This window comes from Methylobacterium sp. WL64 (assembly GCF_008039945.1).
Taxonomy (GTDB): domain Bacteria; phylum Pseudomonadota; class Alphaproteobacteria; order Rhizobiales; family Beijerinckiaceae; genus Methylobacterium.
On the sequence record NZ_VRVA01000018.1, the window covers coordinates 1 to 21,379 of the forward strand.

Annotated in this window: 15 protein-coding genes; 4 read left to right on the forward strand and 11 right to left on the reverse strand. The window is 71.1% G+C overall.

Annotated elements, in window-relative coordinates; all coding sequences use genetic code 11:
- Nucleotides 1–59 precede the first annotated feature (59 nt).
- A complete protein-coding gene (locus tag FV242_RS11300; protein ID WP_147938984.1) occupies nucleotides 60–1,865 on the reverse strand; it encodes an AsmA-like C-terminal region-containing protein in 1,806 nt (601 codons plus the stop codon).
- A gap of 311 nt (nucleotides 1,866–2,176) precedes the next feature.
- On the opposite strand from FV242_RS11300, the gene FV242_RS11305 reads away from it, so the two are divergent.
- Together FV242_RS11305 and FV242_RS11310 are read left to right on the forward strand one after the other, a co-directional pair.
- A complete protein-coding gene (locus FV242_RS11305) occupies nucleotides 2,177–2,917 on the forward strand; it encodes a CoA transferase subunit A (RefSeq protein ID WP_147938985.1) in 741 nt (246 codons plus the stop codon).
- Between the two features lie 22 nt (nucleotides 2,918–2,939).
- Nucleotides 2,940–3,602 carry a CoA transferase subunit B gene (locus tag FV242_RS11310; RefSeq protein WP_147907540.1) on the forward strand — a complete coding sequence of 221 codons (663 nt, stop codon included), beginning with the start codon at nucleotides 2,940–2,942 and terminating at the stop codon, nucleotides 3,600–3,602.
- A gap of 24 nt (nucleotides 3,603–3,626) precedes the next feature.
- On the opposite strand, the gene FV242_RS11315 is transcribed toward FV242_RS11310, so the two are convergent.
- The 4 genes from FV242_RS11315 to FV242_RS11330 all read right to left on the reverse strand — a co-directional run bounded on the left by FV242_RS11315 (nucleotide 3,627) and on the right by FV242_RS11330 (nucleotide 10,615).
- Nucleotides 3,627–5,324, reverse strand: coding sequence for a methyl-accepting chemotaxis protein (locus FV242_RS11315; protein WP_147938986.1), 1,698 nt, complete (start codon nucleotides 5,322–5,324; stop codon nucleotides 3,627–3,629).
- A 450-nt stretch (nucleotides 5,325–5,774) separates the two neighbouring features.
- The gene (locus FV242_RS11320) at nucleotides 5,775–6,461 is read right to left on the reverse strand and encodes a metal ABC transporter permease (protein ID WP_147938987.1); all 687 of its coding nucleotides are present in this window, start codon (nucleotides 6,459–6,461) and stop codon (nucleotides 5,775–5,777) included.
- A gap of 166 nt (nucleotides 6,462–6,627) precedes the next feature.
- Entirely contained in the window at nucleotides 6,628–9,327 is a 2,700-nt protein-coding gene (acnA, locus tag FV242_RS11325; protein ID WP_147938988.1) for an aconitate hydratase AcnA, read from the reverse strand.
- Nucleotides 9,328–9,793: 466 nt separating this feature from the next.
- The gene (locus FV242_RS11330) at nucleotides 9,794–10,615 is read right to left on the reverse strand and encodes a CDC27 family protein (RefSeq protein WP_147938989.1); all 822 of its coding nucleotides are present in this window, start codon (nucleotides 10,613–10,615) and stop codon (nucleotides 9,794–9,796) included.
- 129 nt (nucleotides 10,616–10,744) lie between these two features.
- Between FV242_RS11330 and FV242_RS11335 the strand changes: the two genes are divergently transcribed.
- Nucleotides 10,745–12,145 (forward strand): M17 family metallopeptidase, encoded by a 1,401-nt coding sequence (locus FV242_RS11335; RefSeq protein ID WP_147938990.1) that lies wholly within the window; start codon nucleotides 10,745–10,747, stop codon nucleotides 12,143–12,145.
- 9 nt (nucleotides 12,146–12,154) lie between these two features.
- Here FV242_RS11335 and chrA read toward each other — a convergent pair whose 3' ends face one another.
- From chrA to FV242_RS11355, 4 genes are all read right to left on the reverse strand, one after another.
- A complete protein-coding gene (gene chrA, locus FV242_RS11340; protein ID WP_246692670.1) occupies nucleotides 12,155–13,450 on the reverse strand; it encodes a chromate efflux transporter in 1,296 nt (431 codons plus the stop codon).
- A gap of 83 nt (nucleotides 13,451–13,533) precedes the next feature.
- Entirely contained in the window at nucleotides 13,534–14,706 is a 1,173-nt protein-coding gene (locus FV242_RS11345) for a M20 aminoacylase family protein (RefSeq protein ID WP_147938992.1), read from the reverse strand.
- 500 nt (nucleotides 14,707–15,206) lie between these two features.
- Nucleotides 15,207–15,683, reverse strand: a complete 477-nt coding sequence (cueR, locus tag FV242_RS11350; protein ID WP_147938993.1) for a Cu(I)-responsive transcriptional regulator — start codon at nucleotides 15,681–15,683, stop codon at nucleotides 15,207–15,209.
- Entirely contained in the window at nucleotides 15,680–18,199 is a 2,520-nt protein-coding gene (locus FV242_RS11355; RefSeq protein WP_147938994.1) for a heavy metal translocating P-type ATPase, read from the reverse strand. Before FV242_RS11355 ends, cueR begins: the two co-directional genes overlap by 4 nt.
- 194 nt (nucleotides 18,200–18,393) lie before the next feature.
- On the opposite strand from FV242_RS11355, the gene FV242_RS11360 reads away from it, so the two are divergent.
- Nucleotides 18,394–19,005: a glutathione S-transferase family protein gene (locus FV242_RS11360; protein WP_147938995.1), complete on the forward strand. Its 612-nt coding sequence runs from the start codon at nucleotides 18,394–18,396 to the stop codon at nucleotides 19,003–19,005.
- Here the strand turns inward: FV242_RS11360 and FV242_RS11365 are convergent.
- Together FV242_RS11365 and FV242_RS11370 are read right to left on the reverse strand one after the other, a co-directional pair.
- A complete protein-coding gene (locus FV242_RS11365; RefSeq protein WP_147938996.1) occupies nucleotides 18,987–20,261 on the reverse strand; it encodes an ATP-binding protein in 1,275 nt (424 codons plus the stop codon). The two genes, FV242_RS11360 and FV242_RS11365, sit on opposite strands and share 19 nt — an antisense overlap.
- Nucleotides 20,262–20,283: 22 nt before the next feature.
- Nucleotides 20,284–21,372, reverse strand: a complete 1,089-nt coding sequence (locus FV242_RS11370) for a lysylphosphatidylglycerol synthase domain-containing protein (protein WP_147906425.1) — start codon at nucleotides 21,370–21,372, stop codon at nucleotides 20,284–20,286.
- Nucleotides 21,373–21,379: the final 7 nt, after the last annotated feature.

The window sequence follows — 21,379 nt, forward strand, 5'->3', positions numbered from 1 at the left end:
GGTCACGGAGGGGTTCGGGGCCGGAGCTCAGGGTCGGGCGGCAGGCGCGGAGATCGGGGTCAGGGTGCGTAGGCGCGGGCGGCACCGCTCAGCCCGAGGGCGGCCGGCACCTTGAAGGGATCGGACAGCATCGCCTCGCCTTGAGACACGATCTGCGCCGTGGGGGCATCCAACGGACCCGTCACCTCGAACAGCAGCCCGCGGCCCGGGAGGTCGGCCAGCGGTCGCAGCGCCAAGTCGCCCCGGGCCGCGATCCGCCGGCCCGGCAGCGACACCTGACCCTGCAGGCTCGCCCCGACGCTCGGGCCCCGCAGGCCGGATTCGGCGAACTCGCCGATCCCGTCGGAGAAGCGCAGGGTGATCGCGGCACGCTCGAAGGCGGTCCGGCCGTTCCGGCGCGCCAGCGCCCCGGTGGGCACCGCACCGTTGCGGTGGACGAGCTCCGCCAGGTCGAGCCCCGTGATCGCACCGCCATCGACCGAGAGGGTCGCGCGGCCGCCGAGGCTGGCGAGCAGGGAGCCGCTGTCGCGGGCGCTACCCTCCAGGCTGAACTGGCCCTGCAGCGGGCCGCTCAGCCAGCGTCCCGCGCCGATCTCGCCCAGCAGGGAACCGATATCGACCCGGTCGAGGCTACCCTGCATCCGCACGTCGGTCTCGGCCGGATCCGCGGCGCTCGCCAGGGTCACGCGCCCCTTGAGCATGCCGTCCTGCACGCGCGCCCGGTTCACCGCGACCTCCACGGCCGCGTCCCGCACCAGGATGCTGGCGGCGAGGTCCTGTGCCAGGACCGGCCCGACGCGGCCCTCGGCCGCGGAGAGGCGCAGGTCGAGATCGCCACCGGTCAGTGGTCCCAGCGCCAGGGAGGCCGGCTCGGCCTGGAACAGCCGGATCAGGTCGGCGAGAAGCGGCGACAGGTTGAGCGTCTCGGCCGCCAGGGTGGCCTGGACCGAGAGGCGCGGCTCGGGCTCCGCCCCGAGAGTCACGGCGCCGGCCCCATCCAGGACGTCGTCGCCGAGCCCCACTCGCAGGCTCGGCCACGACACCGACCTGTCCCCGGTCTCGAACCGTCCGTCGAGCGAGAAGGTGCCGGCGAGGGCGGCGAGCGGTGCGTCGCGCCCGAGCCAGGCCAGGGTCCTGGGGAGCGCACGGCTCTCGAACCGGGCGCGCCCGGCCAGGACCGGCAGGCCGCCGCCGTCGGATGGCGGTCCTGCCGTCCCCTCGGCCGCCAGGCTGCCATCCGGCCAAGTCACCGTCGCCGTGAACGGCGTGCGCAGGCCCTGCGCGATATAGGCCGGCAGCATGTGGGCCAGGGCGATCCGTGTCGGCACGCCCCGCCAGGTCATGCTGGCATGGGCCTCGGCGGTCGCGCTCCAAAACGGCCAGGCGAGATCGATGTCGATGTCCCGGGCGTCCGTGCCGTCGCCGACCCGGGCGCCGTTGAGGGCGATCCGGCGCGGGTGCTGGGTCGCGCCCGCCCGCATCCGTCCGGCCAGCCGCGCCAGTGGCTCGCGCCAGGCGGCGGCATCCGGCGACAGGCGCGCCGCGTCGAGCCGCAACCCGCCAAGGGCGGCGCGGCCGGCGAGCAGGCCGATCGGATCGAGCTCGATCGTCAGGCGGCCGCCCTCCGCAAGCGTCGACCCGGCGGATCCGGCAGCGAGGCGGACACGCTCGAGGCTGAGGCGGGGAATCGGGAGGAGCGTGAGGTGCGCGGGCCCCTCGGCGGTCAGCGCGAGGCCGTACTCATCGAGTGCGGAACCCGCGAAGGTCATCGCCCGGCCGCCGTCGACCGACCAGTCCTGCAGGCCGAGCCCTGCGAGGACCAGGCATCCAAGGGCGGCAACGAAGATGGGGCGGCGCGGCGACATCATGCTCCGGATGGGCGAGCCGCAGGCGCGGCCAGGGGCCGGGTGCGGCGCCAGCCCCCTCAAGCCGTCGCGGCCCGGTAGGGTCTGCTCGTTGCGTTAACCTCATAGCGCGCTCGGGACGCCTTGTCTGCGGGGGCCCCGCCCGGCGACCCCGCTCTCCCCAGGCTCGCGGGTTACGGATCGCCCCGGACACCATGCGGGCCGTGTGCACCGGCACTGGATTTCGGCCGCGGAATCGGGGACAGCGGGCCGAGGAAACGTAGTTCCCAAGATTTCGACCGGGCCAGACCGGACGAGAAAAGGACGGTTCGATGAAGAAGGTCTACACGGATCCCACCGCGGCCTTGGCCGGCCTGCTGCGCGACGACATGATGGTCATGTGCGGCGGGTTCGGCCTCTGCGGCATCCCCGACGAGCTGATCGAGGCGGTGCGCGCCTCGGGCGTCAAGGGCCTGACCATCGTGTCGAACAATGCCGGCATCGACGGGGTCGGCCTGGGCAAGCTCCTGGACACCCGGCAGGTGCGCAAGATGATCTCGTCCTATGTCGGCGAGAACAAGGAGTTCGCCCGGCAGTATCTCGGAGGCGAGTTGGAGATCGAGTTCAACCCGCAGGGGACCCTGGCCGAGCGCATCCGCGCGGGCGGCGCCGGCATTCCGGCCTTCTTCACCAAGACCGGCGTCGGCACCAAGGTCGCCGAGGGCAAGGAGGTGCGGGAGTTCGACGGCGAGCACTACGTGATGGAGCGCGGGCTGTTCGCGGACCTCGCCATCGTGCACGCCCATACCGGCGATACCGAGGGCAACCTCCGCTACCGGATGACCGCCCGCAACTTCAACCCGATGATGGCCACGGCGGCCACGATGACGGTGGCGCAGGTGGAGCACCTCGTGCAGCCGGGCACCATCGACCCGGACACGATCCACACCCCCGGCATCTTCGTGAAGCGGATCATCGACGTCGGCGCGCGCGAGAAGCGGATCGAGCAGCGCACCACGCGCAAGCGCGGCGACAGCACGCCGGCGGCCGCCGCCGGCGGCGGCCCCCACTAGTCGAGGGAAAGGGAATAGAACGATGGCCTGGACCCGCGAGCAGATGGCGGCGCGCGCCGCCAAGGAACTGGAAGACGGCTTCTACGTGAACCTCGGCATCGGCATCCCCACGCTGGTGTCGAACTACATCCCCGACGGCATGTCGGTGCAGCTGCAATCCGAGAACGGCATGCTCGGCATGGGCCCCTTCCCGTACGAGGGCGAGGAAGACCCGGACCTGATCAACGCCGGCAAGCAGACGATCACGGCGCTGCCGACCACGAGCTACTTCTCGTCGGCGGATTCCTTCGGGATGATCCGGGGCGGGCACATCAACCTGTCGATCCTCGGCGCCATGCAGGTGGCCGGCAACGGCGACCTCGCCAACTGGATGATCCCCGGCAAGATGGTGAAGGGGATGGGCGGCGCGATGGACCTCGTCGCCGGGGTGAAGCGCGTCATCGTGGTGATGGAGCACGTCGCCAAGAACAAGGACGGCACCGAAAGCGCAAAGCTGCTCAAGGCCTGCGACCTGCCGCTCACCGGAACCCAGGTGGTCGACCTCGTGATCACCGATCTCGGGGTGTTCGAGATCGACAAGAAGGGCGACGGCGGCATGAAACTGATCGAGCTCGCCGACGGCGTCACCGAGGACGAGATCCGCGCGAAGACCGAAGCCGACTACACCGTCGCCCTCGCGGGCTGACGGCTGCCAGACACCGGGTCCGCCTCAGGCGGCCCGGATTCCAGCGAGGAAGCGGGACACCTCGGCGTTCAGGCGCCCGGACTGGTCCGAGAGCGTGGCGGCCGCCCCCAGGACCTGGGTCGCGGCCGCCCCGGTCCGCTCGGACGCATCCGCGACGCCGACGATGTTGCTCGTGACCGCACCGGTCCCCAGCGCGGCCTCGGAGACGTTGCGGACGATCTCCTGGGTCGCGGCACAATGCTGCTCGACCGCGGCCGCGATGCTGGCGGTGACGCCGTCGATCTCGCCGATGCGGCTGGTGATCCCACCGATGGCCGCCACGGCATTCTCGGTCACGGCCCTGATCGCGCCGACCTGGCCGGTGATCTCGTCCGTGACCCGGGCGGTCTGGCCGGCGAGCGCCTTGACCTCCGTCGCCACCACGGCGAAGCCCCGCCCCGCCTCGCCGGCGCGCGCCGCCTCGATGGTGGCGTTGAGCGCCAGCAGGTTGGTCCGGTTGGCGATGTCGGCGATCAGCCCGACCATCTCGCCGATCTTCGCCGAGGTCTGGCTCAGGGCCTGAACCAGCTTGGTGGTCTGCCCGGCCTCCTGGGCCGCGATCCGGGTGAGCCCGGCCGAGCCCGTGACCTGACGTCCGATCTCCTGCACCGAGGTTCCGAGCTGTTCCGCGGCGGCCGCGACCGTCTGGACGTTCCCGGCCGCCTCCTCGGCCGCCGAGGCGACGGTGGCGGCCTGCATCGCCGCCAGGCTGGCGGTGTCGGTCATGTCCTGGGCGGCTGTCTGCAGCGCGCTCGCCGATGTCGAGACGGTGTCGACGATGCCGACCATGGTCTGCTCGAAGCTGTCGGCCAGCTCGGCACGGGCACGCCTGCGCTCGGACGAGGCTGCCTGATCGGCGCGACGCCGGATCTCGGCCTGCTCGGCAGCCTCCGCGGCGACCAAGCGCTTGATCCCTTCCACGGCGCGCCCGACGGCACCGATTTCGTCGCCGCGGGCGGCCTCGAGGATCTCGCTGTCGGTCTCTCCGCGCCCCATGCGCTCGAGGGTCTGGACCAGCCGTTTGAGCGGGGCCGTCACGCCGAGAACGACCACGGCGACGCCCGCCCCGATGGCGACGGCAAGGCCGATTGTTGCCGCCGCGACCAGGAGAAGGGTCGCCCGGGAGGCCACCTCCTCGGACTCGTCCCGCTCCCGTTGAAGGTCGCCTTTCAGGACATCGACCCGAGCCTGTATCATCTCCACCAGCTTGGCCCGGAGCGGATTGCCCTCGGCCAGCAGGATGGCGCTGGCGGCTTCGGCCTCCCCGCGCTCCGCGCTCGCGGCGACCCGGTCGACCACCGCACCGAACGCCGTCAGGATCTGCCGCAATGTCTCCCCGGCCGAGCGCCGCGCGGGCGTGTCGGCCATCTGCATCAGGGCATCGAGCAAGCTGAACGCGTGCGCCGTGTTCTGCTTGATGAGGGTCTGGTACCCCGCCATCTGCGACTCGCGCGTTTCGAGGACGAGGTTGCGCGCCTGGACGGCGATCTCACCGAAATCGATCTGGAGGCCGAGGATCATCGCGAGGCGGTTGGCCTGGACATCGACGATCTGCCGGGTCTGGGCCGATTGGGCGATCAGACTCGCACGCGCGTAGACGATCAATCCTCCGGCGGCCAAAGCCACGATGACGAGCGGAATGGCAAATTTCACGAGAATTTTTGCGTCACGCAACAATTTCATCGTGCCGATCCCGCATCTTGAAAACTCGATCCAGGATATCTCGTATCATCGCGAAAACATCAACGGCCAAAATAGCCTGGACCACGGCGTAGATACGGGCGTCATAGTAGATATTTCGTAGATCTCACCAATCCGTTCTCACATATTTTTCTATGAAAAACGGTTCCACACCCTAATAATATTATTCTTCGTCGGTTGTCGACAAATCCAGCGCGGTTCGGAGCTGTCGCCAGCCTCAGCGCGTGGGCGACAAATCTCTCGCTGGTGCGCAACGCCGCTTCGTGCCGACGATGTGTGCGATCGCCGCCGGTGTCCCGCGACAGCGAGCGTTGCCACAGAACCCTCCGCGCGGCCGGCCATGCCCCGGGAACCAAGAGAACGCCCGCGTCGATGAACAACCCGCGCGCCGCAGCCAGCCGTGCCGACCGCGGCGCGCGAGACTCCCAAACCTTACATCGGCGGGGTCAGGCCGTCCTTGCCGACCGCCACGAGCTTGCCCTCGGCCTTGGCGCCGTCCTTGGCGACGACTGCGAAAACCTTGGAGCCGGGGGCCAGGATCGCCTTGTCGGCCGGCTCGAAGGCGACGATCGGCGCCGAGGCCGGCACCACGATCTCCTTGGACCCGTCCTTGCCGTAGCTCACCGTCAGGGTGCGCTCACCGCCCGACGCCGCCTTGTCGGCCTTCACGGTGCCGTTGGTCATCGCGCTCTTCACCTTGGGGGCGTTGGCGGTCTCGGCTTTCACGGTGCCGTTGGTCATGGCGCTCTTCACCTTCGAGCCGGCGCCGCCGGTCTGGTCGGTGATCGTGTCCCAGCCGTAATGGCCCTCGCCGGTGCCGCGCATCGACTCGGGGAACAGCACGACTTCGAGTGCGGTCATCGGGTTCTCGCCCTTGGTGGCGGTGCCGATGAAGACGCCGTCCTTGATCGCATCGAGGCTCGACGGGACCACCCAGGCGAACTTCGCGCCGCCGACATCCACGGTCTCGGACTTGCCGTCCTCGGTCTTGATCGTGAGGGTGGTGCCCTCGGCCTTGTCGATGGTGCCGCGGACGCGCTCGACCTGGGCGGCGAAGGCCGCGCTCGACAGGAGGGCCGTCAATCCGGCGGCGGCGAGGGTCTTGCTGAGATGCTTCATCGGGGGTCCCATCCTGGCTTCAGGAGCCGGGTTATGGGGCGCTGGCCGCGTCAAACAAGGTTGTGCGCAAACGAAACGTGCTCATCCAAGCCAAAAAGAAGGCGGCGCCCCGGGGGCGCCGCCTCTGAAAGACCGAGTGGGCGGCGCGGACGCCGCCCGTCGTGGATCAGGCCGCGAGCGAGCGCAGCACGTAGGGCAGGATGCCGCCGTTGCGGAAGTATTCCAGCTCGTCGAGCGTATCGATCCGGCAGGTGAGCGGCACCTCCATCTTCGACCCGTCGGCCGCGGTGATCGCCGCAACCAGGGTCTGGCGCGGCTTCAGCTCACCCGACAGGCCCTTGATGGTGACGGTCTCGTCGCCCTTCAGGCCGAGCGACGCCCAGGAGGTCTCGCCCTGGAACACCAGCGGGACGATGCCCATGCCGACGAGGTTCGAGCGGTGGATGCGCTCGAAGCTCTCGGCCACCACGGCGCGGATGCCGAGCAGCTTCGTGCCCTTGGCCGCCCAATCGCGCGACGAGCCGGTGCCGTACTCCTTGCCGGCGAAGACGACGAGCGGCGTGCCGCTCTCGGCGTATCTCTGCGCCGCGTCGTAGATGAACATCTTCTCGCCGGACGGCTGGAACAGCGTCCAGCCACCCTCGACCACGGTGCCGGACGGATCCCGGACCATCTGGTTCTTGATGCGGATGTTGGCGAAGGTGCCCCGCATCATCACCTCGTGGTTGCCGCGCCTTGTGCCGTACTGGTTGAAGTCCTGCACCCGGACCTGGTGGGCCTGCAGGTACTCGCCGGCCGGCGAGGCCGCCCGGATGTTGCCCGCGGGCGAGATGTGGTCGGTGGTGATCGAGTCGAGGAAGAGCCCGAGGATGCGGGCGTCCTCGATGTCCTCCACGGGCTTGGGCGTCTTCTCCATGCCGACGAAGTAAGGGGGGTTCTGCACGTAGGTGGAGCCGGGGTTCCACGCGAAGGTCTCGGCCTCGGTGACCTCGACGTCCTTCCAGTTCTGGTCGCCACCGAACACGTCGGCGTAGCGGCGCTTGAACAGCTCCGAGGTGATGTTCTCCTCGATGAACTGCTGCACCTCCGCGGACGACGGCCAGATGTCCCGCAGGTAGACCGGCTTGCCGTCGGAGCCGTGGCCCAGCGGCTCGGTGGTGATGTCGATCTGCATCGAGCCGGCGAGCGCGTAGGCGACGACGAGCGGCGGCGAGGCGAGGTAGTTCGCCCGCACGTCGGGGTTCACCCGGCCCTCGAAGTTGCGGTTGCCCGAGAGCACCGCGGCGGCCACGATGTCGTTGTCGTTGATCGCCTTGGAGATCGCCTCCGGCAGCGGCCCGGAATTGCCGATGCAGGTGGTGCAGCCGAAGCCGACGAGGTTGAAGCCCAGCGCGTCGAGGGGCTCCTGCAGGCCGGACTTCTCGAGATACTCGCCGACGACCTGCGAGCCGGGGGCGAGCGAGGTCTTCACCCACGGCTTGGAGCGCAGGCCCTTGGCGACGGCGTTGCGGGCGAGCAGGCCCGCGCCGATCATCACGGAGGGGTTCGACGTGTTGGTGCAGCTGGTGATCGCCGCGATCACCACGTCGCCGTGCCCGATGTCGAAGTTCGTGCCCTCGACCGCGTAGCGGCTGGCGAGGTCGGCGGCCTTCTTGAACTCGGTCTCCATCGAGGCCGCGAAGCCCGGCTTGGCGGCGTCGAGCAGCACCCGGTCCTGCGGGCGCTTCGGGCCGGCCAGCGAAGGCCGGACCTCGCCCATGTCGAGCTGCAGCGAATCGGTGAAGACCGGGTCGGGCGTGTTCGCGTCGCGCCACATGCCCTGCGCCTTGGCGTAGGCCTCCACCAGGGCGATCCGGTCGTCGGCGCGGCCGGTGACTTTCAGGAAGTCGATGGTGCGCCGGTCGATCGGGAAGAAGCCGCAGGTGGCGCCGTATTCGGGGGCCATGTTGGAGATCGTGGCCCGGTCGGCGACCGCCATGTCGTCGAGGCCGGGGCCGTAGAACTCCACGAACTTGCCGACCACGCCCTTCTTGCGCAGCATCTGGGTGACGGTGAGCACCAGGTCGGTGGCGGTGGTGCCCTCGGGCAGCTTGCCCGACAGCTTGAAGCCCACGACCTCGGGGATCAGCATCGAGAGCGGCTGGCCGAGCATGGCCGCTTCGGCCTCGATGCCGCCGACGCCCCAGCCCAGCACCGCCATGCCGTTGACCATGGTGGTGTGCGAATCGGTGCCGACCAGCGAATCGGGATAGGCGATCTCGGCCCCGTCCTCGGACTTCGTCCAGACGGTCTGGGCCAGGTATTCCAGGTTTACCTGGTGGCAGATGCCGGTGCCCGGGGGGACCACGGAGAAGTTGTCGAAGGCCGATTGGCCCCACTTCAGGAAGGTGTAGCGCTCGCCGTTGCGCGAGTATTCCAGCGCGACGTTGTCGGCCAGCGCCTTGGGGGTGCCGAACTCGTCGACGATCACCGAGTGGTCGATGACCAGATCCACCGGCACCAGCGGGTTGATCTTTTGCGGGTCGCCGCCGAGCGCCACCATGGCGTCGCGCATGGCCGCCAGATCGACCACGGCCGGGACGCCGGTGAAGTCCTGCATCAGCACCCGGGCGGGCCGAAAGGCGATCTCGACCTCGGCCTTGCCCTTCTCGGCGAGCCAGCCGACCGTCGCGGCGATGTCGGCCTTGCGGACGGAGCGGTCATCCTCGAAGCGCAGCAGGTTCTCCAGCAGCACCTTCATGGAGAAGGGCAGCGCCGTGGCGGAGGCGAGGCCGTTCTTCTCGGCCTCGGGGATCGAGTAGTAGGTGTAGGTCTTGCCGCCGGCTTCGAGCGTCTGGCGGGCCTTGTAGCTGTCGAGTGATGGCACGGCTGGTTCAATCCTCGCTGCGGGTTGTCGAACACGCGCAGGCAAAACCTGCGCTACGAAGTCTGTGTTCGGCCTGTGTAGCGCCCGACGGGCGCGCGCCGCCCCGGGAGTGCCCGGGCAGGACGATGCGCGGGGGCGATTTGGACGCCCGTGGAGCCGCGCGGCGCAGCCAGATCCCGATATAGAACTTTTCGAATCTGGCCGCTACCGGGTTGCGATGACAGCCGCGCTACCCTGTCGGGCGCCGGAGCGGGTTCCGTGCCGCAGCATCCCGGGGGAAGGCGCGCATCGTGCCGGGAAGCGGGACGGCAGCCGCACGGACCTCCCCTCCCCTTCTGTGGGAGGGGGAAACCCGCCTGGGCCCGACGGATGCCCTCATGCGTCGGCGAACCGGAAGCATCATAGCCCGCAGCGGGATCCGGAAGGCGCGCGGCAGCTCCGGACGGTCACCGTCGCGGGATAGCCGTCACCCCCGCTCCGGCGTCGGAGCCCCCGACAACGCCTTGAACCGATTCGGCTGAGCGGCGAGCTTGCGCAGGGACGCCACGTTGGAGGCGGCCTCATCGGGACCCATGTCCCGGCGCAGGACGGTCTCGGCGTCGGCGAATCGGCCTTTCAGGCCGAGCACGAGGGCGAGGTTCGCGCGGACGCGGGCGTCGGCTCCGGGTTGGTCGGCGGCGAGCCGCAGGGTCTGCTCGGCCTGGTCGAGGTTGCGCGACAGCGCGTAGGACAGGCCGAGATTCGACAGCAGCGACGGCTCGTTCGGCCGGATCTTGAGCGCGGCCTCGTAGAAGCTCTGGGCCCGGGCCTGCTCACCGAGTTGCGCGGAGGCCGAGCCCTGCGCCGACAGGATGCGCCAGTCGGGCGAGGCCGGGGAATGGGCGTTGGCGAGGACGTCGATCGCCTCGCGGTAGCGACCGGCCTCCACCAGCGACTTGCCGTAGGCGCCGAGGATGAAGGTGTCGCGCGGGTTGCGCAGGGCCGCCTGCTGCAGCACCGCGGAGGCCTGGGCCGCCTGGTCGTTCGACCGGAGGGCGCGGGCATACGCAAGGGCCGCGCGTCCGTCGCCCGGATTGACGTTGAAGCGTTCGGCCAGCCCGTCGAGATCCTGGCGTGAGGCGACCTCCTGGCGCGGCGCGACCGACCGAACGGTGACATCGCCGATCGAGCCGGTGGTCTCGGGGGAACGGGTGTTGCAGCCGGCGAGGCCCAGCGCCACGATGGCCGCGGCGGCGAGGCCGCGGGTGGAAGCCAGGGTCGTGGTGACCCGGATCGGGGCCGTCATCATGGTGCGCTCCGCCGGCACTGGCCGGGCGGGCTCCGACCCACGCTTCACCCTCCCGGCCGGCCGGTGATAGAGCGTTAACCCTAACCACCGGTTAAGCCGCTGCCGGCCCGACCGCCGCACGAGAGGCACATGACCCAGGCCGACATCCCCGCGACGCACGCCGCCCTGCTGCCCGCCGACACGCCGTCCGTTCCGGTCACCCTGGTGACGACGGCGTCCTGGAGCGAGGCCGAAGCGGCCCTGGAACCGGCGCACAGGCGTTTCGCGCAAACAATCGGCTTCAAGCCGAAGGCCGGGAGCCTGGCGCTGCTGCCGGGCCCGGACGGTGGTCTCGCGCGGGTGCTGTTCGGCCTCGGCGATCCGGAGGCGGCCACCTATGACCGACTGATCGCCGGCAAGCTACCCGCCCTGCTTCCAGACAAGACGTTTCGCCTGGAGAACGCCCCCGACCCGGCCGAGGCCGCGCTGGCCTGGCTGATGGGCAGCTACCGCTTCGGCCGGTACCGGACCTCCGGGGGGACGAAGGCGCGGCTGGCGGCGCCGGCCGGGATCGACGGGGCCGAGGTCGCGCGGGTCGCCGCCGCGGTGGCGATGGGCCGCGACCTGATCAACACCCCCGCCAACGATCTCGGACCCGCCGAGATCGAGGCCGCCGCCCGGTCGCTGGCCGAGCGCCACGGGGCGTCGATCGACGTGACGCAAGGCGAGGCGCTCGCGCGGGAATTCCCCCTGATCCACGCCGTCGGGGTCGCCTCGCCCCGGGCGCCACGCCTGATCGACCTGACCTGGGGACCGGCGGACGCGCCGCGGGTGACCCTGGTCGGCAAGGGCGTCGCCTTCGACACCGGCGGGCTCGACATAAAACCCTCCGCCGCGATGCTGCTGATGAAGAAGGACATGGGCGGTGCCGCGGTGGCGCTGGCGGCCGCCGACATGATCATGGGCGGGGGCCTGCGGGTCCGCCTGCGCGTGCTGATCCCGGCGGTGGAGAACGCGGTCTCGGGCAACGCCTTCCGCCCCAGCGACGTGCTGCCCAGCCGGGCGGGCTTGAGCGTCGAGATCGGCAACACCGACGCGGAGGGGCGGCTGATCCTGGCCGACGCGCTGGCGCTCGCAGACGCCGAGGAGCCCGCGCTGATCCTCGACTTCTCGACCCTGACGGGCGCCGCCCGGGTGGCGCTCGGGCCGGATCTGCCGGCGTTCTTCACCGAGGACGAGGCCCTGGCGGCCTCCGTCTCGGAGGCGGGGCGGCGCGCGATCGACCCGATCTGGCGGATGCCGCTCCACGCCCCCTACGCGAGCCTGCTCGACTCCAAGGTCGCCGACCTCAACAACGTCTCGGGCGGCCCGTTCGCCGGGGCGATCACCGCGGCCTTGTTCCTGCGCCGCTTCGCCCCGAAGACCAAGGCGCACGGCCATTTCGACCTCTACGGCTGGAACCCCGCGACCAAGCCGGGACGGCCGGAGGGCGGCGAGGTCCAGACCGCCCGGCTGACCTACGCGCTGCTCAAGGCCCGCTACGGGGCCTGACCGCGCCGGTCAGGCCAAGCCCGACAGCCGCAGCAGCATCCCGGCCCCGGCACACAGCGCCAGGGTCGGCAGCGCCCCGAGGCCGAACCGGAACACCGCCAGCACCGCCGCCAGCGTCAGCACCAGGGCGGCGGGATCGAGGCTGGCGGGCACGGGCAGGTCGAGGCGCAGCGGCCCGAGCGGCACCGACCGGACCTCGGAAAACAGCGTCCGCAGCCCGAACCAGACCGCGAGGTTGAGGATCACCCCCGCCACCGCGGCTGTGATCGCCGACAGCGCGCCGGCCAGCAGGCGGCTGCCGCGCAGGCGCCCGATCAGCGGTGCCCCGGCGAAGATCCAGAGGAAGCATGGCGCGAAGGTGACCCAGGTCGTCAGCAGCCCGGCCAGCGTTCCCGCCAGCAGCGGCGGCAGGGTGCCGGGCGCCCGATAGCCGGCCAGGAAACCGACGAACTGGAGCACCATGATCAGCGGCCCCGGGGTGGTCTCGGCGAGCCCCAGCCCGTCGAGCATCTCACCGGGCCGCAGCCAGCCGTAATGCTCCACCGCCTGCTGGGCGACGTAGGCGAGCGCCGCGTAGGCCCCCCCGAAGGTCACGACCGCCATCTTGGCAAAGAATACGGCCACCTGCCCGAAGACCGGGGGCGGCCCGGGCAGGAGCAGCAGGGCGGCCACCGGCAGGAGCCAGATCGCCAGCCACAGGGCGGCGACGCGCAGGGATTCCTCCGGCCCCGCACGCTCGCGCGACAACATCGCCTGGCCGATCAGGAACCCGCCCTCATCGCCCGCCTCGGTTTCGGCGGAGGCCGGCGCGGGCCTGCGTCCCAGCACGAGGCCGAGGGCGCCCGCCGCGACCACGACCAGAGGGAACGGCACCGCCAGGACGAAGATCGCCACGAAGGCGGCCGCCGCGATGAGCCGATCCGCCCGTCCGCGCAAAGCCCGGCCGCCGAGGCGCCAGAGCGCGTGCAGCACGATGGCGAGCACCGCCGCCTTGAGCCCGAAGAACAGTCCGGCGACGAGGTCGACCGCGCCGTACAGAACGTAGAGCCAGCTCAGGCCCATCAGGGCGAGCAACCCCGGCAGCACGAACAGCCCGCCCGCGACGAGGCCGCCGGCGGGGCCGTGCATCAGCCAGCCGATATAGGTCGCGAGTTGCTGCGCCTCCGGGCCGGGCAGGAGCGTGCAGAAGCCGAGCCCGTGCAGGAAGCGCCGCTCGGAGATCCAGCGCCGCTCGTCCACCAGGATGCGGTGCATCACGGCGATCTGCCCGGCGGGGCCGCCGAACGACAGGGCCGCCACCCGCATCCAGACCGGGACGGCCTGCCGCAGGGTCGGGAGCGGGATAGGGTCCGGGCCCGCCGGGCCCGCGCCGTCCGTCACGCCGCCGGTCAAACCGTCCGGGGCAGCGCCGCCTCGATCAGGCGCGCCCACAGCGACGCCCCGTACGGGGTCGCGGAATCGTTGAAATCGTAGTGCGGGTGGTGGAGCGAGGCACTGTCGCCGTTACCGATGAACATGTAGGCGCCGGGGCGGCGGCCGAGCATGTAGGAGAAGTCCTCCGCCGTCATCATCGGCGCGACGGTCCGGTCGACATTCTCCACGCCGACCAGCGCCTCGGCCACGCCGGCCATGAACTCCGTTTCGGCCGGGTGGTTCTCGGTGACCGGGTAGCTCGACCCGTATTCGACCACGCCGGTGGCGCCGAAGGCCCCGGAGACCTCGGTCACCAGGGTTTCGATCCGTGCCTTGACCTGGCTGCGCACCGCCTGGGACAGCGTGCGCAGGGTGCCCCGCATGGTCACGCTCTGCGGCAGCACGTTGAACGCCTCGCCGGCCTCGAGCGCGCAGACCGAGACCACGGCGGATTCGAGTGGATCGAGGTTGCGCGCGACGATGCTCTGCAGGGCGATGATCACGTGGCTCGCCACCAGCACGCTGTCGACGGCGTTCTGCGGCAGCGCCGCGTGGCCGCCCCGCCCCTCGATGGTCAGGGTGAAGCGGTCGGTGGACGCCATGATCGGCCCCGGCCGGATCGCGAAAGTGCCGACCGCCATGCCGGGGATGTTGTGCATCCCGTAGACCGATTCGATCCCGAACCGCTCCATCAGGCCGTCCTCGACCATCGCCTCTCCGCCGCCGCCGCCCTCCTCGGCCGGCTGGAAGATCAGCACCGCGGCGCCGTCGAAGTCCCGGGTCTCGGCGAGGTACTTGGCCGCCCCGAGCAGCATCGTGGTGTGCCCGTCATGGCCGCAGGCGTGCATCGTGCCCGGCACCGTGGAGCGGTAGGGCAGGTCCCGGACCTCCTGGATCGGAAGGGCGTCCATGTCGGCGCGCAGCCCGATGGCGCGGTTCGAGCTCCGGCCGTTGCCGCGGATCACCCCGACCACGCCGGTCCGGCCGATGCCGGTCTCCACCGTGTCGCAGCCGAAGGCCCGGAGCTGGTCCGCCACGAACCCCGCCGTCCGCTCCACGTCGTAGAGCAGCTCCGGGTGGGCGTGGAGATCGTGCCGCCACGCGGTCATCGTGTCGGCGAAGGCGCGGATCCGTTCGAGGGCGGGCATGGGTCCGGGGCTTTCGTGGCCTTGAGGTCTCGGCGAGAGACTGGGCCGTTCCAGCAAAGCCGGGGCCAGACGCGGCGTCAACGGCCGCGCTTGTCGCGCGAAACTCCGAACCGCCTTGGATCGATGATTTTGGACGTTGTTCGACTGCTCAATGCGCCTTGCCGGTCAGCCACAACATGCCAAATCCAAGGGCAAGCCCCGCAAGCGGAACAGCGAGGAAACTTACGAACTGAAATGTCGTCATGGGTCCAGATTCCCGAGACGGGATCGTGCCACCAGATGTGGGGTACTACTCGACAACGAGCAAACGCCGAGCAGAATGAGAGCGCCGACAAGGAAGCCATGTTGCTCCGTGACGATACCAGGGGCCGTGATGAAGGGCGAGAGGCCGCCGACAGCGAAGACAGCGATGGACAAGCCATTGATATAAGTCGCCGTCGGCTTCGCCTGCTCGTTGGCGACAAGCTTACGCCGAGCGTCCACCTCCGGTATTAAACCCGTCATTCACACACCCTCCGCACAGGTCTCCGCTGACCCAGACCGCGACTCGATGTTCGAGTTAAGCGCGGCCCATCCTCCGTGGCGAGGTCATCGAGGATCGGGCAATCGGGCCGCGCGTCGCCGCAGCAGCTCTCGGCGAGGCGCTCCAGAGTCCGGGCCATGCCCTCCAGCTCGCCGATCCGGCGGCGCAGGTCGGCGATCTGCTCCTCGGCGATCGCCTTCACGCCGGCGCTCGGCCGGGCGCGGTCGCGCCAGAGCGCCAGCAGGTCCGCGATGGCCTCGACGCTGAAGCCGAGGTCGCGGGCGCGGCGGACGAACCGCAGGGTGTGCAGGTCCGCGTCGTCGTAGTGGCGGTAGCCCGCCTTGGAGCGGGTCGCGGGCGGCAGCAGGCCGGTCGCCTCGTACCAGCGGATCATCTTGGCCGAGACGCCGGTGCGCCGGGCCGCCTCGCCGATGGTGATGGGTCCCGCGCTCATGCCGGCCTCGGCACTGGTGCGGATGCTTCGGCGGCGGGCGCGGCACGGCCCCCGGCCCGGCGCAGCCGCAGGGCGTTGCCGAGCACGAAGACGCTCGAGAACGCCATCGCGCCCGCGGCCAGGACCGGCGACAAGGCCGGCCCCCCGAACGGCACAAGCAGGCCCGCGGCCACGGGGATCAGGGCCGCGTTGTAGGCGAAGGCCCAGAACAGGTTCTGGCGGATATTGGCCATCACCGCCCGGGACAGGGCGAGCGCCTCCACCAGCGCCTGCGGCTCCCCCGACATCAGCACCACGTCGGCGCTCTCGACGGCGATGTCGGTACCGGTGCCAATGGCGAGGCCGACATCGGCCTCGGCCAGCGCCGGGGCGTCGTTGATGCCGTCGCCGACGAAGGCTACGGGCCCATGCGCCGCCCGCAATCTCTCGACCGTTTCGACCTTGCCCCCGGGCAGGATCCCAGCGGCCACCTCGTCGAGGCCGAGGCTTTTGGCGACCCCGGCGGCTGTGCGCGGGTCGTCGCCCGTCACCATCGCCACGACGAGCCCCTGCGCCGTCAGCGCCGCCACGGCCTCGCAGGCGCCCGGCTTCACCGGGTCGGCCACGGCCAGCAGCCCGGCATGGCGACCGTCGAGGGCGAGGTGGATCGGGCTCTTGCCGTCCTCCGCCAGCTGTCCGGCGCGGGCGGCGAGGTCCGGGTCCAGGGCGATGCCGAGCCGGTCGAGGTAGCGCGGCGTGCCGAGAGCCACGCTTCGGCCCGCGACCTGTCCGGACACGCCAAACCCCTCCACCGCCTCGAAGCGCTCGGGCTCGAGCCTGTCGTCCAGGCCCCGGGCGCGGGCGGCCGCCACCACGGCGCCGGCCAGAGGATGCTCGGACCGGCTCTCCAGGCCGGCCGCGAGGGCCAGTGCCTCGTCCTCCGCGAAACCCGAGGTCACGAGAAGATCGGTGACCCGCGGGCGGCCCTCGGTGAGGGTGCCGGTCTTGTCCAGGGCGACGACGCGCACGTCGCGCAGCCGTTGCAGCGCCGCGCCGTCGCGGAACAGGATGCCCCGGCCCGCCGCCCGCCCGGTCCCGACCATGATGGCGGTGGGCGTGGCCAGCCCCATGGCGCAGGGGCAGGCGATGATCAGCACTGCGACGGCGTTGACCAGGGCCGGCCCGAGGGCGGGGGCCGGGGCCAGGATCAGCCAGCCCAGGAACGTCGCGAGCGCGATCCCGATCACCGCCGGCACGAAGCGCCCGGTGACGCGATCGACCAGCGCCTGGATCGGCAGCTTGCCGCCCTGGGCCCGCTCCACCATGGCGGCGATCTGCGCCAGCACGGTGGCGCCGCCGACCGCGTCGACCCGGAGGTCGAGGCTGCCGCGCCCGTTCAGGGTCCCGCCGACCATCCGGTCCCCCTGCCCCTTCCGCACGGGCACGGGCTCCCCCGTCACCATGCTCTCGTCGACGTGGCTCGTGCCGGACACAACCACGCCGTCGGCCGCGACCCGCTCGCCGGGTCTGACGCGGACCACGGCGCCGATGCGGAGTTCCCCGAGCGGCACCTCGACCTCCGACCCGTCGCGGATCACCCGGGCGGTCTTGGGCGCCAGATCCATCAGCCGCGTGATCGCCTGACCGGTCCGGCCCCGGGCGCCGGCCTCCAGATTCCGCCCGAGCAGGATCAGCGTGACGATCAGCACGCTGGCCTCGAAGTAGAGATGCGCCGCGCCCGCGGGCAGCAGGCCTGGGGTCAGGGCCGAGACCAGGGAGTAGAGGTAGGCGGCCCCCGCCCCGAGGGCGACCAGGGCGTTCATGTCGGGATGGCCGCGCAGCAGGCCCGGCACGCCCCGCAGGAAGAAGCGGCGGCCGGGCCAGGCGAGCACCAGGGTCGCCAGGGCGGCCTGGACCAGGGCCGTGGCCTGGCTGGCATGGAAGCCGGGCAGGACGTGGCCGCCCATGTGGCCGCCCATGTCGAGGACGACCACGGGGGCGGACAGCAAAGCCGCCGCGGCGAGGTCGCGGCGGAGCGCGCGGCCCTCGGCCTGCTGCCGGGTCGTGGGATCGGTTCGCGGCCCGTCGTCGAGGGGCCGGGCTTCGTAGCCCGCCGTGGCCACGGCCGCGACGAGGTCGCCGACGGAGACCACGCCCTCCGGATGGCGGATCGCGGCCTGGCCGGTGACCAGGTTGACGCTGGCGCCGCTCACCCCCGGCAGGGCGGCGAGCGCGCGCTCGACCCGTCCGACGCAGGACGCGCAGGACATCCCCGCGACGGCGATCCGGCTCTCGGTCTCCGGGATCGGGTAGCCGGCATCCGCCAGCGCGGCCGCGGCGTCGGCCGGACCCGCGCGGCCGCCGAGGACGAGGCTGGCGCGGTTGGTGGCGAGATTGACCGCCACGTCGCGGGCACCGGGCAACGCCTTCAGGGCGCGCTCGACCCGCCCGACGCAGGACGCGCAGGACATCCCATCGACGGGGAAGCTCAGGGAGACGTGTTCGGGCACGGGGGCGGTTCCGATCGAAGCATCCATGCCGCCTCAGATGGGGCTTCCCATCATGGGAAGGTCAAGGGCCTCCTGGATCGCATTGCCGAATCGGGATCGGGCCGACACTGTGCGGCCATCGGTTTGCGACCGGCGGGAGAGGGAGATGCGCCCGGGTCCAGCCGTTGCCCGCATCCCGCGGCGCTCTGCGAACGATTTGACCCAGCCCTGCGAGGCCGCCGATGACCGAACCGCTGACGCTCTACGGGGATCCGGGTTCCGGCAACTGCCTCAAGGTCAAATGGGTGGCCGATCGTCTCGGCATCCCGTCGATCTGGCGCACCATCGACGTCCCGGGTGGCGGCACACGCGATCCGGCGTTCCTAACGCTGAACCCCGCCGGCCGTGTCCCGCTCGTCGTGTTTCCCGATGGCGAGACCCTGTCGGAATCCAACGCGATCATCGTCTACCTCGCGGAAGGCTCGACGCTCGTGCCCGAGGCGGCCCGCGACCGCGCCCGCATGCTGCAATGGATGTTCTGGGAGCAGTACAGCCACGAGCCCTACATCGCGGTCCGCCGGTATCAGCTTCATTACCTGAAGCGCGCACCGGACGCGCTCGATCCGAAGCTCGCGGAACGCGGCACTGACGCGCTTCGGCTGATGCAGGCGACGCTCGAACGCGCGGCCTTCATGGCCGGCGATGCGCTGACGCTCGCCGACGTGGCGCTGGTCGCCTACACCCGCATGGCCCACGAGGGCGGCTTCGACTTGGCCGCCTACCCGGCCATCCGCGCCTGGATCCCGCGGGTCGAGGCCGGGCTCGGGATCGGCCCCTATGCCGGCCCGGCCTGATCGGCGACGCGGGCCACCTCCGCGTCGCCGCCGTATTCCGGCAGGCTGACGCGCACGACCGTCCCCCGGCCGACCGTGCTGTCGATGGCGAGGCGACCGCGGTGGCGGTTGAGGCTGTGCTTCACGATGGCGAGGCCGAGCCCCGTCCCGCCCCGGGCGCGGCTGGAGGCGACGTCGACCCGGTAGAAGCGCTCGGTCAGGCGCGGGATGTGCTCGGGCGGGATCCCCGGGCCGTCATCCGTCACGGACAGCACGATCCGCCGGCCGAGCCGGGTATCATCCTCGCGGCTCAAGGCGACGCCGACATGGCCGCCGCCGTACTTCACGGCGTTCTCGATCAGGTTCTCGATCACCCGGGCCAGCTCGTCGGCATCACCGGGCACGGGATAGGGGCCGTCGCCGTCCGCGAACCGCACCGTGGCGCCCCGCGCCTCGGCGGGCGGCCCCTGCGCGTCGACCATCTGCCGGGCCAGCGCCCCGAGATCGACCACGGTGGTAGGGGCCACGTGCTCGCGCAGCTCGATCCGCGACAGCGACAGCAGGTCGTCGATCAGCCGGGTCATGCGCAGCGCCTGGACGCGCATGATCTCGAGGAATCGTTCGCGGGCCTGCGTGTCCTCGCGGGCCGGGCCCTGCAGGGTCTCGATGAAGCCGATCAGGGTGGCGAGCGGCGTGCGCAGCTCGTGGCTGGCATTGGCCACGAAATCGACCCGCATCGCCTCGAGGCGCCGGGCCGAGGTGAGATCGCGCAGGAACAGAACCGCGCTGACCCCCGACCCATCGGGCATCGGCAGGGCGCCGATCTGGACCTCGAAGGTCCGCTCCAGGGGCACCCGGGTCGACAGGGGGACCCGGCGGGGCATGCCGGAACTCAGCACCGCCTCGACCCCGTCGAGGACCTCCGGACTGCGCAGCGCGAAGGACAGGGGCCGGGCCTGGAGCAGGGCCGGCAGCAGCGCCCGGGCCGCCGGGTTGGCCTCCACCACCAGGGTGCGGCGGTCCACCAGGATGACCGGATCGGGCACGTGGGCCAGCAGCGCCTCGGCGATCGCGTGGCGCTGGGCCGTCGCCGCCGGCCGCGGCACCGGGGCTTCCGGGCCGCGCCCCCCGAGCCAGCCGCCCAGGCAGACCGAGCCGAGGCCGGCCAGGATCAGCGGAAGGTCGAGCCGGCCAGACAGCGCCAGGGCGACGGCGAACAGGCCGGCCGCGATTGCGGCGCCCGTCCAGGCCTGGGAACTGCGCGGGCGGTCGGTCATGGTCGACAGCGGTCCGGTGGAATTACCGGGACTCGGTGTCGTCGGGCCAGGGGCGGCCGGATGGGCCGGCCGTGCCTTCCGGCGGCCCCGGATCGCGCGCGCCGCCGGCCCGCTTCACGATCTCGTAGAGGCCGAGCATCGCCAGGGCGACGACGAACGGCACGACGTAGTAGCAGCCCCGGAACAGCAGCAGCGAGGTCAACACCTCGTTGCGCGGCAGGCTCGACAGGGCGAGCAGAATGGTGGCCTCGAACACCCCGATGCCCCCGGGGGCGTTGGAGGCGATGCCCAGCATCGCGGCCAGCACGTAGATCGCCAGGAACGTGGTGAAGCCCAGCGTCATCCCCTGCGGCAGCAGCACGTAGAGCACCGCCGCCGCCGCGCAGACGTCGCCGATCCCGACGATCATCTGGCCGATCGAGACCGAGGCGCCCGGCAGTTCCAGCCGCCACTGCTTGACCGTGATGCTGCGCTTCTTGGCCGAGACCCAGGCTAGGTAGCCCAGTACCAGGCCCAGGGCCACGAGGCCGACGCCCTGGTTGATCCGAATCGACGTGAAGGCGAGCCCGGCGAGCTGCCCGGCCTCGATGATCAGGCTCAGGCCCAGCACCACGCCCATGCCGAGCCAGAAGGTGAAGCCCGCGATGACCGTGAGCGCGGCGATCTTGGCTGTGGACAGGCCCTGCCGGGCGTAGATCCAGTAGCGGATCGTGCCGGCGGTCAGCAGCGGGAAGCCGAGGGTGAAGCTCACCGCGTAGCTGGTGAACGAGGCGAGCGCGGTGATCCGGTACGGCACCTTGATTCGGAGCTGGCGCAGGGCCAGCGCGTCGTAGCCCGTTAGGAACAGGTAGCTGATCCCGACGAACAGGAAGGCGAGGCCGAGCTGCTCGCCGGTCGCCGCCGTCACCGCCGCCCGCACCTCCGCCCAGCTCACGCTCTGGACGAGCTTCCACAGCACGCCCAGCGAGACCGCGAACAGCACGATGCTGGCGGCCGTGCCGATCCAGGCATACCGGCTGCTCCAGCTCTTGCGCGGCTTGTCCGCGACAGCGTCGTGCTTGACCGGCTCGACCGGCTCTGCCGGTCCCCGGTGCTGTCCCTGAAAGTTCATGCCGTTC

What these genes read in the sequence shown, in the direction of transcription:
- FV242_RS11300 (WP_147938984.1), bottom strand. Translation starts at nt 1,865, where the DNA reads ATGTCGCCGCGCCGCCCCATCTTCGTTGCCGCCCTTGGATGCCTGGTC.
- FV242_RS11305 (WP_147938985.1), top strand. Translation starts at nt 2,177, where the DNA reads ATGAAGAAGGTCTACACGGATCCCACCGCGGCCTTGGCCGGCCTGCTG.
- FV242_RS11310 (WP_147907540.1), top strand. Translation starts at nt 2,940, where the DNA reads ATGGCCTGGACCCGCGAGCAGATGGCGGCGCGCGCCGCCAAGGAACTG.
- FV242_RS11315 (WP_147938986.1), bottom strand. Translation starts at nt 5,324, where the DNA reads ATGAAATTGTTGCGTGACGCAAAAATTCTCGTGAAATTTGCCATTCCG.
- FV242_RS11320 (WP_147938987.1), bottom strand. Translation starts at nt 6,461, where the DNA reads ATGAAGCATCTCAGCAAGACCCTCGCCGCCGCCGGATTGACGGCCCTC.
- FV242_RS11330 (WP_147938989.1), bottom strand. Translation starts at nt 10,615, where the DNA reads ATGATGACGGCCCCGATCCGGGTCACCACGACCCTGGCTTCCACCCGC.
- FV242_RS11335 (WP_147938990.1), top strand. Translation starts at nt 10,745, where the DNA reads ATGACCCAGGCCGACATCCCCGCGACGCACGCCGCCCTGCTGCCCGCC.
- chrA (WP_246692670.1), bottom strand. Translation starts at nt 13,450, where the DNA reads ATGCGGGTGGCGGCCCTGTCGTTCGGCGGCCCCGCCGGGCAGATCGCC.
- FV242_RS11345 (WP_147938992.1), bottom strand. Translation starts at nt 14,706, where the DNA reads ATGCCCGCCCTCGAACGGATCCGCGCCTTCGCCGACACGATGACCGCG.
- cueR (WP_147938993.1), bottom strand. Translation starts at nt 15,683, where the DNA reads ATGAGCGCGGGACCCATCACCATCGGCGAGGCGGCCCGGCGCACCGGC.
- FV242_RS11355 (WP_147938994.1), bottom strand. Translation starts at nt 18,199, where the DNA reads ATGGATGCTTCGATCGGAACCGCCCCCGTGCCCGAACACGTCTCCCTG.
- FV242_RS11360 (WP_147938995.1), top strand. Translation starts at nt 18,394, where the DNA reads ATGACCGAACCGCTGACGCTCTACGGGGATCCGGGTTCCGGCAACTGC.
- FV242_RS11365 (WP_147938996.1), bottom strand. Translation starts at nt 20,261, where the DNA reads ATGACCGACCGCCCGCGCAGTTCCCAGGCCTGGACGGGCGCCGCAATC.
- FV242_RS11370 (WP_147906425.1), bottom strand. Translation starts at nt 21,372, where the DNA reads ATGAACTTTCAGGGACAGCACCGGGGACCGGCAGAGCCGGTCGAGCCG.